The 12,591-nt window shown below is 74.2% G+C and carries 12 protein-coding genes; 5 read left to right on the forward strand and 7 right to left on the reverse strand.

Annotated elements, in window-relative coordinates:
- Nucleotides 1–222 precede the first annotated feature (222 nt).
- From ACGFIS_RS07980 to ACGFIS_RS08000, 5 genes are read left to right on the forward strand one after another with little or no spacing between them, the layout of a single operon-like run.
- The gene (locus ACGFIS_RS07980) at nt 223–1,185 is read left to right on the forward strand and encodes a DUF2877 domain-containing protein (protein WP_392902776.1); all 963 of its coding nucleotides are present in this window, start codon (nt 223–225) and stop codon (nt 1,183–1,185) included.
- A gap of 50 nt (nt 1,186–1,235) precedes the next feature.
- On the forward strand, nt 1,236–2,861 hold the full coding sequence (locus ACGFIS_RS07985; RefSeq protein ID WP_392902774.1) for an FdrA family protein: 1,626 nt from the start codon (nt 1,236–1,238) through the stop codon (nt 2,859–2,861).
- Nucleotides 2,858–4,282: a DUF1116 domain-containing protein gene (locus ACGFIS_RS07990; protein ID WP_392969997.1), complete on the forward strand. Its 1,425-nt coding sequence runs from the start codon at nt 2,858–2,860 to the stop codon at nt 4,280–4,282. The genes ACGFIS_RS07985 and ACGFIS_RS07990 overlap by 4 nt, the downstream gene beginning before the upstream one ends.
- Before the next feature lie 29 nt (nt 4,283–4,311).
- Nucleotides 4,312–5,220: an aldose 1-epimerase family protein gene (locus tag ACGFIS_RS07995; protein ID WP_392902768.1), complete on the forward strand. Its 909-nt coding sequence runs from the start codon at nt 4,312–4,314 to the stop codon at nt 5,218–5,220.
- A gap of 47 nt (nt 5,221–5,267) precedes the next feature.
- The gene (locus ACGFIS_RS08000; RefSeq protein ID WP_392902765.1) at nt 5,268–6,482 is read left to right on the forward strand and encodes a DUF6986 family protein; all 1,215 of its coding nucleotides are present in this window, start codon (nt 5,268–5,270) and stop codon (nt 6,480–6,482) included.
- Here ACGFIS_RS08000 and ACGFIS_RS08005 read toward each other — a convergent pair whose 3' ends face one another.
- The 7 genes from ACGFIS_RS08005 to hisG all read right to left on the reverse strand — a co-directional run bounded on the left by ACGFIS_RS08005 (nt 6,483) and on the right by hisG (nt 12,538).
- Nucleotides 6,483–7,109 (reverse strand): NTP transferase domain-containing protein, encoded by a 627-nt coding sequence (locus ACGFIS_RS08005; protein ID WP_392902763.1) that lies wholly within the window; start codon nt 7,107–7,109, stop codon nt 6,483–6,485.
- A gap of 18 nt (nt 7,110–7,127) precedes the next feature.
- Nucleotides 7,128–8,252 (reverse strand): XdhC family protein, encoded by a 1,125-nt coding sequence (locus ACGFIS_RS08010; protein ID WP_392902760.1) that lies wholly within the window; start codon nt 8,250–8,252, stop codon nt 7,128–7,130.
- Nucleotides 8,245–9,462: a VWA domain-containing protein gene (locus tag ACGFIS_RS08015; RefSeq protein ID WP_392970000.1), complete on the reverse strand. Its 1,218-nt coding sequence runs from the start codon at nt 9,460–9,462 to the stop codon at nt 8,245–8,247. Before ACGFIS_RS08015 ends, ACGFIS_RS08010 begins: the two co-directional genes overlap by 8 nt.
- Nucleotides 9,459–10,337, reverse strand: coding sequence for an AAA family ATPase (locus tag ACGFIS_RS08020; protein ID WP_392902898.1), 879 nt, complete (start codon nt 10,335–10,337; stop codon nt 9,459–9,461). The genes ACGFIS_RS08015 and ACGFIS_RS08020 overlap by 4 nt, the downstream gene beginning before the upstream one ends.
- 204 nt (nt 10,338–10,541) lie before the next feature.
- Nucleotides 10,542–11,120, reverse strand: coding sequence for a Uma2 family endonuclease (locus ACGFIS_RS08025; RefSeq protein WP_392902756.1), 579 nt, complete (start codon nt 11,118–11,120; stop codon nt 10,542–10,544).
- A gap of 103 nt (nt 11,121–11,223) precedes the next feature.
- Nucleotides 11,224–11,670: a PH domain-containing protein gene (locus ACGFIS_RS08030; RefSeq protein ID WP_392902754.1), complete on the reverse strand. Its 447-nt coding sequence runs from the start codon at nt 11,668–11,670 to the stop codon at nt 11,224–11,226.
- Nucleotides 11,663–12,538, reverse strand: coding sequence for an ATP phosphoribosyltransferase (gene hisG / locus ACGFIS_RS08035; protein ID WP_392902751.1), 876 nt, complete (start codon nt 12,536–12,538; stop codon nt 11,663–11,665). Before hisG ends, ACGFIS_RS08030 begins: the two co-directional genes overlap by 8 nt.
- Nucleotides 12,539–12,591 lie beyond the last annotated feature (53 nt).

Below are 12,591 nucleotides of genomic sequence, written 5' to 3' on the forward strand. Positions count from 1 at the left end.
GGGGTCACCTCGCCTTTTGGTGCGTACATCGCCCGTTACGGCGTGATCGCTACCTGTTCCTGATCAACACTGACAACAAAGACGAACGATGACAACCATCCTTGGCAGCTTTCTCCATACGTCCGCCGCGGGGGCCGTTCTACGGTCTCCGCAGAGGCCGGTCCGCCCACCCGCCGGACGCCGTGTGCCGGACGACAACCGATACCGGCCTCGGGAGGATCAGTGACTGCCCTCGTCCGCGACCCGATCCCGCTCCCGGCACGGCCCGGCGGGCGGCCGCCCGCCGCCGGCGCGGCGAGCCTCGCGCTGCGGCCGCTGCTGGACCCGCCGCGCCGCGCCGCGCGGGTCATCGCCGTCTTCCCCTCGGCGCTGTACCTGGAGATGCGGGGCGGCCCAGAACCGCGCGTGCTCGCCGTCGTCGCCTCCGACGCGCACCGGCTGCCGAACGCCGTGGTGGTCGTCGCGACGCGCCGCGAGCACCCGTTCCGCTCCGTCCGCGAGGGCGGCGACGCCTTCGTCGGCGACGGCCGGGTCGAGGCGGACGGGCTGCGGGTCCGGATCCGCCGCTGGTGGGACCCGTCTCCGGCACTCGGCGGGATGCAGCCCGCCGCGCTCGCGACCGGCATCCGGTCGCTGGAGGCCGCGTTCACCGACGCCGGGATGGCGGGCGGCGGCCTGTCCGGCCACCCCGATCCGGACGTGCTCGCCGAGTGCTGCGCCGGCGGCGACCTCGCGGGCGCCGTCGAGGCGGCCGAGCGGATCGTGGGCCTCGGCCCTGGCCTGACGCCGAGCGGCGACGACATCCTGTGCGGCCTGCTGGTGTCCCTGCGCCTCGTCGGGGACGCGGTCCGGCACGGCAGGACCGCGGTGCGGCTGGCCGACTGGCTCGGCGCCGCCGTCACCGCCGACGCGGGCACCCGCACGACCGCGCTGGCCGCGACGCTGCTGCACTGCGCGGCGGCGGGCGGCGCGGGCGCCGAGGTCGCCGCGGTGCTGCGCTGCGTCGCCGGACATGAGCCGCCGACCGCGGCCGTCCGCCGTCTCCTCGCGGTCGGCCACACCTCCGGCACCGACCTGGCGCACGGGGTCCTCGCCGGCTGCCGCGCCACCCTCGCCCTCACGGCGCACACCGCGAACGCGGCGCACACCGCGAACGCGCGCCGCAGCCCGAGGGTTTCTGCATGAGCGAAGCGAACCGGGGGGTGTGGGGGGTCGCCCCCTCACAGGAGACGGGCATGAGCGAAGCGAACCGGGGGGTGTGGGGGGTCGCCCCCTCACAGGAGACGGGCATGAGCGACTGGGTCGAGGTGCGGCGGGGGAGATACCACGATTCGGTCACGCTCATGCGGGTGAGCCGGTCGTTGTCGGAGCGTCCCGGGGTGGCCGGGGCGATGGTGGCGATGGGCACCGAGCTCAACCGGGAGATGTTCGTCCGGATGGGCTTCGATGTGCCGGCGGACGCGGGGCCGGACGACCTGATCGTGGCGATCCGGGTGGACGGCGCCCAGGAGACCGGACCGGGCGAAGGCGCGCAGGGCGAAGGCGGGCAGGGCGGGGACGGGCGGGGCATCGACGAGGCGCGCGTGGCGCTGGACGGGCTGCTGCGCGAGGCGTCCCGGCCGCCCGCCGGGTCCGGGGTGCTGGGCGCGCCGGTGCCGGCGCGGACGACCGGGTCGGCGGCGGCCCGCGCGGACGCGACCGTCGCGCTGCTGTCGGTGCCGGGCCCGCACGTGTTCCCGGAGGCGATGGACGCCCTCGACGCCGGGCTCAACGTGATGATCTTCAGCGACAACGTGCCGCTCGCGCAGGAGGTCGCGCTGAAGGAGGCGGCGGCGCGGCGCGGCCTCATCGTGATGGGGCCCGACTGCGGGACGGCGATGATCGGCGGCGCGGGCCTCGGGTTCGCGAACGCGGTGCGACCGGGGCCGGTGGGGATCGTCGCGGCGTCCGGGACGGGCGCCCAGCAGGTGATGTGCCTGCTGGACGAGGCGGGCGTCGGCGTCACCCACGTTCTGGGCGTCGGCGGCCGGGACCTGTCGCCGGAGGTGAGCGGGCGGTCGGCGCTGGCGGCGCTGGCGGCGCTGGACGCCGACCCGCGCACCGAGCTGATCGTCCTGGTGTCCAAGCCGCCCGCGCCGCAGGTCGCGGACCTGATCCGGGAGGCGGCCCGGCGGCTGGACACCCCGGTCGTGTTCGCGTTGCCGATGGCCGCTGAGGACGATCTCACGCAGGCGGCGGAGAAGACGGTGAAGGCGCTCGGCCGGACCGTTCCGGAGTGGCCGCGCTGGGCGGCGGCCCGGCGTCCGGTGCCGGTCGCCGGGCGGGCGCTGCGGGGGCTGTTCGCGGGCGGGACGCTGCGGGACGAGGCGGAGATGATCGCGCGGGGCGCGCTGGGCTGGGATCTGGTGGCGCGGGGCACCGACGCACACGGTCACCGGTTCACCGACTTCGGCGACGACGCCTACACGCGGGGCCGCGCCCACCCCATGATCGACCCGACGCTGCGGCTGGAGGCGCTGGCCGCCGAGGCGTCCGGCGGCGAGTGCGGCGTCCTGCTGCTGGACGTCGTGCTCGGGCACGGCGCCGAGCCCGACCCGGCGGCGTCGCTGGCCCCGGCCATCGCCGCCGCGGTGAAGGACCGTCCCGGCCTGGCCGTCGTCGTGTCGCTGTGCGGGACGCCCGCGGACCCGCAGGACCGCGACCGGCAGGCCGCGGCGCTGAGCGGCGCCGGCGCGGACGTGTTCGCCTCCAACGCCGAGGCGACGCGGCACGCCCTGTCGATGCTGGAAGGGCCCGTGGAAGAGAGGCCCGTGGAAGAAGAGCCCGAGGAAGAAGAGCCCGAGGAAGAGGGGCCCGGATGAGCGACCAGCGGCACCTGCTCGGCGGGCTGCTCACGCGCGACCCCGTGGTCGTCGCCGCCGGGGTGGAGATACTCACCGGCGCGCTCGCCGAACAGGCCGTCCCGGTGGAGACGGTCGACTGGCGGCCGCCGCCCGCCGGGACCGAGCAGGCGCTCGCGGCGGTCCTCGGCGACCCGGGCCACGCCGGCGCCAACGCCCGCGCCGTGGAGCGCATGGTGACGGCCCGTCCCCACCTCGTGGACGTGCGCCCGGCCCGCGAGGTGCTCGGCCTGGACGCGGGAACGTTCCTGCACGCCGGCCCGCCGCTGGAATGGGAACGCGCGTCCGGCCCGATGCGCGGCGCGCTCATCGGCGCGATGCTCCTGGAGGGGCTGGCGGAGACGCCGCTCGGCGCGGAACGTGAGCTGGAGCGCGGGGCGGCGACGCTCGAACCGTGCCATCACCACGCCACCGTGGGGCCGATGGCCGGTGTCGTCAGTTCGTCCATGTGGATGTGGGTGGTGGAGGACGCCGAGCACGGCGGCAGGTCGTACTGCTCGCTCAACGAGGGGCTCGGGAAGGTCCTGCGGTACGGGGCGTACGGGCCGGAGGTCATCGAGCGGCTGACGTGGATGGGCGAGGCGCTCGGGCCCGCTCTCCAGGCGGCCGTCCGCCGGCACGGCCCGCTCGACCTGATGTCGCTCATCGCGCAGGCGCTGCAGATGGGCGACGAGCTGCACAACCGGAACCGGGCGGCGACGTCGCTGCTGCTGCGCGAGCTGGCGCCCGACCTGGCCGCCGCCGAGGACGTGCCGCGAGGCGTGGCCGCCGAGGCGCTGCGGTTCGCGGCCGGCAACGAGCACTTCTTCCTGAACCCGGGGATGGCGGCGGCGAAGGCGTGCGCGGACGCGGCCCGCGGCGTCCCCGGCTCCAGCCTGGTCGTGGCGATGGCCCGCAACGGCACCGACTTCGGCATCCAGGTGTCGGGGACGGGCGACCGCTGGTTCACCGGCCCCGCCGGGGTACCGGACGGCCTCTACCTGGGCGGCTACGGCCCGGACGACGCCAACCCCGACATCGGCGACTCGGCGATCACCGAGACGGCCGGGATGGGCGGGTTCGCGCTCGCCGCCGCGCCCGCGATCGTCCGGTTCGTCGGCGGCGAGGTACCGGACGCGGTGGCCGCCACCCAGCGGATGTACGAGATCACGCTCGCCGAGCATCCGTCGCTGCAGATCCCGCTGCTGTCGTTCCGGGGCACCCCCGCCGGCGTCGACGTCACCCGCGTCGTCCGCACCGGGATCCTGCCCGTCATCGACACCGGCATCGCGGGGCGGGAGGCGGGCACCGGCCAGGTCGGCGCCGGCCTGGTCGAACCGCCGGCGGAGATCTTCACCGACGCCCTGCACGCCCTGGCGGAGAGCGCTCACGGGCCCGCGTAGGGGGCACGGCAGCGGGTAACGTCCCGGACATGAGCGAGTCGATCACCGGGGAGCAGTACGCCCTCAGCGCCGGGCCGTACCAGGCCGTCATCACCGAGTCGGGCGCGAGCCTGCGCGAGCTCACGCACGAGGGGCGGCCGCTGGTGCTGTCGCACGGCGCCGACGAGCCGGCCCCGGCGGCGTTCGGGCATCTGCTGATCCCGTGGCCGAACCGCGTCGACCACGGCCGCTACGACTACGGCGGCGTCTCGCACCAGCTCGACATCTCCGAACCCGCCCGCGACTGCGCCATCCACGGCCTCGCCCGCTGGGCGCCGTGGCGGGCCGCCGAGCACGAGCCGCACCGGGTGCGGCTGACGCACCGCCTCCTCGCGACGGCCGGGTACCCCTTCCGCCTCGACCTGGAGGCCGAGTACTCCCTGGACGCGGCGGACGGCCTGCGCGTCCGCGTCACCGCCCGCAACCCCGGCACGGTGACCGCCCCGTACGGGCACGGCTCCCACCCCTACCTGACGGTCGGCGAGCCCATCGACGGCTGCGAGGTCACGCTCCGCGCGGACCGCTACGTCCCGGTGGACGAGCGGATGATCCCGTCGGGGCCGTCCCTCGACGTCACGGGCACCAAGTACGACCTGCGCGCCGGCCCGGTCCTCAGCGACCGGCGGATCGACACCGCGTTCGCCGGCCTGAACCGCGACGGCGACGGCCGCGTCTGGGTGACCCTGGCCGGCGGCGGCCGGACGGTGCGGCTCTGGGCGGACGAGGCGCACCCCTGGATGATGATCTACACCGCCGACAACGCCCCGGACCCCCGCGAGGGCCTGGGCGTCGAGCCCATGACCTGCCCGCCCAACGCGTTCGCGACCGGCGAGGGCCTCATCGACCTGAAGCCCGGCACCGGGCACACCGGCACCTACGGCATCGCCGCGGGCTCCTGACGCCCGGCGGGTTCCCTAGCCGGTGCGGGTTGGGGGATCATGGCGGGGTGAACTTCAGCGTCTCCTCGTTCGACGACCTGTCCGCGCGCATCGCCGCCGTCCGCGACGAGCACGGCGAGCGCCATCCCGGCGGCGCCGACGGCCGGCAGCCGGTGCACACGGTGTACGTTCCGGCCGACCGGTTCTCCCGCTCGACGCCGGCCGACTTCGGCGCCGAGGCACTGCGGCTGCTGAACACGCACACGCCGGGCGCCGGGTCGTTCGGCGCGGCGTTCGGGCTCGACCCGGAGATCGCCGGGCTGGTCCGCGAGCGGGTCGCGGCGAAGCTGTCCGCCGAGCCGGTCGAGGACGTGCGGATCGACTTCGAGGACGGCTACGGCGTGCGGCCCGACGCGGAGGAGGACGCGCACGTCGAACAGGTCGTCGAGGCCGTCGCCGCCGCGTACCAGGTCAAGGGCCTCCCCCACTACTGGGGGGTGCGGATCAAGTCGTTCGCCGACGGCGGGCACGAACGCGCGATGCGGACGCTCGACGGGTTCCTCACCGCCCTGCGCGACCGCCTCGGGCGGCTGCCCGGCGGGTTCACCATCACGTTCCCGAAGGTGGTCGCGGCCGAGCACGTCGCGCTGTTCGTGGAGTACCTGGACCGGCTGGAGACCGCGCTCGGCCTGCCGTCCGGCATCCTGCGGTTCGAGATCCAGGTCGAGACGCCCGAGGCGATCCTGGACGGCGACGGCCGGACCGCGCTGCGCGGCATCGCGGCCGCCGCCGGCGGCCGTCTCACCGCCGCCCACTTCGGCGTGTTCGACTACACCGCCGCGCTGGGGCTGCCGCCGCACGAGCAGCGCCTCGACCATCCCGCCTGCGACTTCGCCCGGCACGTCATGCAGGTCACGTTCGCGGGCACCGGCGTGCGGCTGTCGGACGGCTCCACCAACGTCATCCCCCGCAACGACGGGCCGGACGAGGTCAACGCGGCCTGGGCGACGCACGCCGGGCATGTCCTGCATTCGCTGCGGCACGGCTTCTACCAGGGCTGGGACCTGCATCCCGCGCACCTGCCGAGCCGCTACGCCGCCGTGTACGCCTTCCACCTGAGCGGCGTCGACGACGTCATCGGGCGGGTCCGGGCATGGCACGAGCAGGCGGCGGGCGACCCGGGCGTCCTGGACGAGCCCGCCACCATCAAGGCGCTCACGTCCCGCCTCCGCCGCGCCGTGGACTGCGGCGCCCTCGACGAGAGCGTCCTCCCGGTCTCGTGATCACGGGCGGGGCGGGCGGCGGGTGAAGGCGCCCCGTTCGTAGCTGAGCAGGTCGCCGGGGGTGTCTATGTCGTCGGGTGCCGCCACGTCGTCGCAGGGGACGTGCGTGGTGACGCCGGGGTGTGCGCGCAGGTAGCCGCGTGCGCCCATGTCGCCGACCGCGGCCTCGGCGGCGGCGGCGAAGTGCCCGGCGCGCAGGAGGACGGGGTTGCGCGGCGCTCCCCCGTAGGTCGCAACGGCGATCTCGGCGCCCTCCTCGTAGGCCGCGATCAGGCGTGTCACCGCCGCGGAGGTGACGAGGGGCTGGTCGACGAGCGCGACCACGACGGCGGGGCAGGCCGGCGGCAGCGCGGCGAGCCCGGCGCGCAGCGACGAGCCCATGCCGTCGCGCCAGGCCGCGTTGGGGACGACGACGGCGCCGATGACCTCGACCGGTTCGGCGCCGGCCACCACGAGGACCGGGGAGCAGCCCGCGTCCCGCAGCATCCGCACGCCCCGGTCGACCAGCCGTTCACCGTCCAGTTCGAGCGTCGCCTTGGGGCGTCCGAGGCGCCTGCCCTCCCCCGCCGCGAGCAGCAGGCCCGCGGGGGGCTCCGCACCGTGTCCCCCGAAAGACCGCACCGTCATCCTGTGAGGGTAGTCCGGTCACGGCGCGTCGGCGTGGATCCTGCCGGAGGTGTCGGTCAGCGGACGCCCGGACCCGCCCCAGCGGAGCTGGACGAGTTCGGCCGCGATCGAGACCGCCGTCTCCTCCGGGGTGCGGGCGCCGAGGTCGAGGCCGATCGGCGAGCGCAGCCGCCCCAGCTCCGCCTCGGTCATCCCGGCCTCGCGGAGCCGGGCGAGACGGTCGTCGTGGGTGCGGCGCGACCCCATCGCGCCGACGTAGCCGGCGCCGGTGCGCAGCGCGACCTCCAGCAGCGGGACGTCGAACTTGGGGTCGTGGGTCAGGACGCAGATCGCCGTCCGCTCGTCGATGGCGGCGCCCGTCTCCTGCAGGAACTTGTGCGGCCACTTCACCACGACCTCGTCCGCCTCCGGGAACCGCTTGGGCGTGGCGAAGACGGGCCGCGCGTCGCACACCGTCACGTGGTAGCCGAGGAACTTGCCGACCCGGGCCACGGCGGCGGCGAAGTCGATCGCGCCGAACACCAGCAGCCGGGGCGGCGGGGCGTACGAATGCACGAAGACGGTCAGGTCGTCCAGGCGCCGCTCCCCCTCGGGCCCGTAGTGGCGCTGCCCGGTGAGGCCCTGGGCGAGCATGCCGCGCGCGTCGTCGTCGACCGCGGCGTCGAGGCGGGCGGCGTGCGGGGCGTCCGGCGCGAGCGACCCGGACGCGCGGTCGGTCCAGACGACGCGGCGGGCGCCGATCCGTCCCGGGCCGGCGACGACGGTGGCGACGGCGACGGGGTCGTGCCGCTCGATCGACGCGGCGACGTCGGCGAACTCCGGAAACGTGCCGGGTCCGACCGGCTCCACCAGCACGTCCAGGATCCCGCCGCAGGTCAGGCCGACGGCGAACGCGTCGTCGTCGCTGACCCCGTACCGCTGCACGACCGGCTCACCGGTCTCCAGCACCGACTGCGCCAGCTCGTAGACGGCCCCTTCGACGCAGCCGCCGGACACGCTGCCCGCCACCTCCCCGCCGGGCGACACCGCCATCGCCGCGCCCGGCGGACGCGGCGCGCTGCGGAAGGTGTTCACGACGGTCGCGAGCCCGAACGTCTCCCCGGACGCGTACCAGCCGGCGATGTCGCCGAGGACGTCACGCATGTGCGTTCCCCTTCCCGGAGTTGCCGGAGTTGCCTGTGCTGCCGGAGTTACCTGTGCCGCTGGAGTTCCTCGGGCCCCGGCGCCCGGCGCCGGCCACGAGGCGGGCCAGCTCCTCCAGCGCCGCGAGGCTGTGCCCGGACGTGAAGTCGTCGACGTGCGGGAGCGCCGCGGCCATCCCCGCGGTCAGCGGCTCGTACCCGGGACGCGCCTTGTGCGGGTTCGCCCACACGACCCGGTGCGCGAGCCGGTGCAGCCGCGCCATCTGCTCGCCGAGCAGCGCCGCGTCGCCGCGCTCCCAGCCGTCGGACGCGATCACCACGATCGCGCCGCGGGCCAGGCCGCGCTGCCCGAACCGGTCGAGGAACTCCTTCAGCTCCTCGCCGAGCCGGGTGCCGCCGCTCCAGTCCGGGATGGCCGCGGACGCCGCCGCCATCGCCGCGTCCGGGTCGCGGTGCCGCAGCTCCCGGGTGAGGCGGGTCAGCCGCGTCCCGGCGCTGAACACCTCCACGTCCCGGCCGCCGGAGCGGGCGGCGGCGTGCGCGAACCGCAGCAGCGCGTCGGCGTAGGGGCTCATCGATCCGCTGACGTCCACGATCAGCACGACGCGGCGCGGGCGGGTGCGGTGCGTGCGGCGCCGCAGCAGGGACGTCTCGCCGCCGCGCCGCAGCGTCTCCCGGACCGTCCGGGCCGGGTCGAGGCGGCCCGTCGGCGACGGCGCGAACCGCCGTGATCTGCGCTGCTCGGCGCCCGCGTCCAGCACCGCGATCAGCCGGGCGACCTCGGCGCGCTCGGCGGCGCTGAGCCGCGCCATGTCGCGGTCGCGCAGCACCTCGGCCGCGCTGGCGGTGACGGCCTTCAGGTCCCCGGTCTGCTCCTCGCCCGCCTCCGCGCCCGGGTCGGGCATCGTCATCCGGCGGACGACCACGGGCGGCGGCGGGCGGCGCCCCGGGCGGACGGTCGCGCCGGAGAAGTACGCGGCGAAGCACCGGTCGTAGCGGGCGAGGTCGTCGGGGTCGGCGCACAGCGTCAGGCGTCCCGCCCAGTACACGTCGGACGGATCGAGGACCTCAAGGTGGTCGAGGGCCGCCAGCATCGCCTGCACCCGCTCGGGGTCGGCGGCGCCGCCCGCCGCGCGCACCGTCCTGGCGAAGCCGACCATCGTCTCGGTGACGTCCCGCTCCACGCCCGGCTCACCCCCCGTTGAGCTCACCCCCCGTTGAGCAGGGCCTCTAGGCCGCCGCCGAGCACCCGCTGCTGGTCCTCGCGGTACTTCAGGACGGCGCCGAGGGTCACCGCCGCGGTCCCCGGGTCCAGCTCGCGGACGCCGAGCGCGACGAGGGCCTCGGTCCAGTCGAGGGTCTCGGCGACGCCGGGGGGCTTCAGCAGGTCCGTCTCGCGCATCCGCTGCGCGGCGCCGGCGACCTGCCCGGCGAGGCGCTCCGCCGCGTCCGGCAGCCGCCGCCTGATGATGGCGACCTCGCGGTCGAACGACGGGTGCTCCAGCCAGTGGTACAGGCAGCGCCGCTTCAGCGCGTCGTGGACCTCGCGGGTGCGGTTGGAGGTGACCACGACGACCGGCGGGCGCTCCGCGCGGATCGTGCCCAGCTCGGGGACGGTGATCGTGAAGTCGCTGAGGACTTCGAGGAGGAACGCCTCGAACTCGTCGTCGGCGCGGTCTATCTCGTCCACCAGCAGGACGCTCGGCGAGGTTTCGAGGGCCTGGAGCAGCGGCCTGGCCAGCAGGAACCGCCGGTCGTACAGCTCGCCCTCCAGCCGGGTCACGTCGCTGACGCCCGCGGCCTCGGCGGCGCGCAGGTGCAGGAGCTGGCGCGGGAAGTCCCAGTCGTACAGGGCCTGGGACGCGTCAAGGCCCTCGTAGCACTGCAGCCGGATCAGCGGTGCGCCGAGCGCCCGCGCGAGCGTTTTGGCCAGCTCGGTCTTGCCGACGCCCGCCTCTCCCTCCAGGAAGAGCGGCCGCCCCATGCGCAGGGCGAGGAAGCACGCCGTCGCGAGCCCCTCGTCGCACAGGTAGGCGTGCCTGTCGAGCAGGCCCGCGAGCTCCGCGGGCGACCCGACCTGGTCCATCGTCACCTGGTCCACCGTCACCGGCGCCGTCTCCCCCACGGCTCTCAGGCTACTCAGCCCGAGGCGCAACTCACATGCTCGGGCCCCTTGCGTTTTCGCGGTCCGCCTCCCGCCATCACGGCGGCTCGGCGCCGGTCACCTTCACGGCCTCCGCCGCCACCTGGACGGGTCGCCGCGCCCGAGCCGCGCGAGATCGGCCCCTCGTCAGCGCCTGACCGCGGTGAGGTCGATCTCGATGTCGAACGGCACCGTCACCTTGAGCTGGTCGTGATGGATGCCGGTCAGAAAGAAGGAGTTGCTGGAGGGGTCGAGCTCATACACGTAGACAACTGCGCGGCCTTCGATTCTCTCCACCCGCCAGAAATTCCGGATCCCCGCGGCCGCATACCTCCGGGGCTTGGTGTCCCGATCGCGCTCCTCGGAATCCGGCGAGACGGCCTCGACCACAAGCACGAGATCTTCCGGAAGGTAGTACGTGTCCGGATCGTCACGATCGAAAGCCTCTCGAGTCACGACCATGACGTCCGGCTCCGGCACCTGGCGCCTGGCGAGTCTCACCGCCATCTCCCGGTCGGCCTTCAGGTGCTCGGGCGCCTGTCGGTTGAGTTCGTCCTTGAGTAGGTCGATCACTCCGACATGCCACTTGCGCTGCGGGCTCACGAAGACCAAGCTCCCGTCGATCAGCTCCGTGTGCCGGGGCAGACCACGCATGCGAAGGAAGTCATCAGCAGTGAAGCCGTCCGGCGGGGGGATCACCCAGTCTGGCAGCGATGCAGCACCCATGTAGCTACTTTCTGCATATGCCTCGACACTCTGAGCACTCACGGGGCCCACTGTGGCACACGACGGCGCTCTCGGACCGGACAACAGCCTAGAACAAGCCCGATCAGGTGGGGTCGGGGGCTTCGCCTCGGGTGTGGAGGAGCGCCTTGAGCTCGGTGAGCTGGCGGGCGGCGAGGGTCTTCTCGGCGCCGTTGATGCCCATCGCGCCGATGGACGTGCCGTCGGCCAGGTCGAGGGTGGGCCAGGGTTCGCCGATGGACATGGAGACGTCCACGACCTCCGGCCACTCGAAGCGCCGGGTCCGGAACGCATTGACGACGGTGAGGCCCGACTCGTCGGCGGCGACGCGGCAGCGCGCGAGCATGTGCAGGATCCACGCCATGAAGACGCCGAACGCGACCATGAGGACGCGGTCGAGCAACCCGAACTGGGGCGCCACCACCACGGCGAGCACGATCAGGCCCAGCACGATCACGCCCGCCGTGATGTAGGCGACGATCCGGGTGGTGCGTGGGCGCCACACGGTCGGCAGTGCCGGAACCTCAGTCAACGATCTTCGCGATCGGGATCTCGAGGATGTCGTGGGCGCCGGCGGCCTTCAGCGCCGGGATCAGCGTGTTGACGCCGCGCTTGGCGACCACGGACTCCACGGCGTTCGACTCGCCGCCCGCGAGGGAGGTCACGGTGGGCGACGCCATCGCGGGCATGATGTCGAGGACCTTCTGCAGGTCGCCCTGGGCGACGTTCAGCTTCAGCAGCACCTTGCCGCGCGCGCGGATCGCGCCCTGCAGGAGCAGGGAGACGTCCTCCATCGCGGCGCGCTTCTCCGCGTCCTCGTAGGCCTCGCGGTTGGCGACCAGCTCGGTGTAGCTCGTCAGGAGCGTGTCGAGAATGCGCAGGCCGTTCTTGCGCAGGGACGAGCCGGTCTCGGTGAGGTCGACGATCACGTCCACGATGTCGGGGACCTTCGCCTCCGTCGCGCCGTAGGACGGGACGACCGTGGCCTTCACGCCGTGCTGGTCGAGGAACCGCTTGGTCATCGCCGGGAACTCGGTGGAGATCCGGACGCCCTCCGGCAGGTCGGACACCGTCTGCCAGGGCGCGCCGTCCGGCACCGCCATGATCACGCGGACGGGGTTGGACGTCGCCTTCGAGTACTTCAGCTCGCCGAGGCTCACCACGTCGGAGTCGGTCTCGGTGATCCAGTCACGGCCGGTGATGCCGAGGTCGAACAGGCCCTGCTCGATGTAGGTCGGGATCTCCTGCGGGCGCAGGACGCGGACCCGGTCGATGCGTGGGTCGTCGATGGATGCGCGGTAGTCGCGGTCCGACGCCCGCTGGACGGTGAGGTCGGCGGCGTCGAACAGCTGCATGGTCGCCTTCTCCAGCGACCCCTTGGGCAGGACTAGTGACAGCACGGAATTGCCTTTCGGTGAGATGAGAGTGAGATACCCGGTTCGTTCAGGAGCGC

The sequence above is a fragment of the Spirillospora sp. NPDC048824 genome, assembly GCF_043198455.1.
GTDB lineage: Bacteria > Actinomycetota > Actinomycetes > Streptosporangiales > Streptosporangiaceae > Spirillospora.

Excerpts from the sequence above, each read along its gene's own strand:
- ACGFIS_RS07995 (WP_392902768.1), top strand. The coding sequence starts at position 4,312 with ATGAGCGAGTCGATCACCGGGGAGCAGTACGCCCTCAGCGCCGGGCCG.
- ACGFIS_RS07990 (WP_392969997.1), top strand. The coding sequence starts at position 2,858 with ATGAGCGACCAGCGGCACCTGCTCGGCGGGCTGCTCACGCGCGACCCC.
- ACGFIS_RS08010 (WP_392902760.1), bottom strand. The coding sequence starts at position 8,252 with ATGCGTGACGTCCTCGGCGACATCGCCGGCTGGTACGCGTCCGGGGAG.
- ACGFIS_RS08025 (WP_392902756.1), bottom strand. The coding sequence starts at position 11,120 with ATGGGTGCTGCATCGCTGCCAGACTGGGTGATCCCCCCGCCGGACGGC.
- ACGFIS_RS08020 (WP_392902898.1), bottom strand. The coding sequence starts at position 10,337 with ATGGACCAGGTCGGGTCGCCCGCGGAGCTCGCGGGCCTGCTCGACAGG.
- ACGFIS_RS08005 (WP_392902763.1), bottom strand. The coding sequence starts at position 7,109 with ATGACGGTGCGGTCTTTCGGGGGACACGGTGCGGAGCCCCCCGCGGGC.
- ACGFIS_RS07985 (WP_392902774.1), top strand. The coding sequence starts at position 1,236 with ATGAGCGAAGCGAACCGGGGGGTGTGGGGGGTCGCCCCCTCACAGGAG.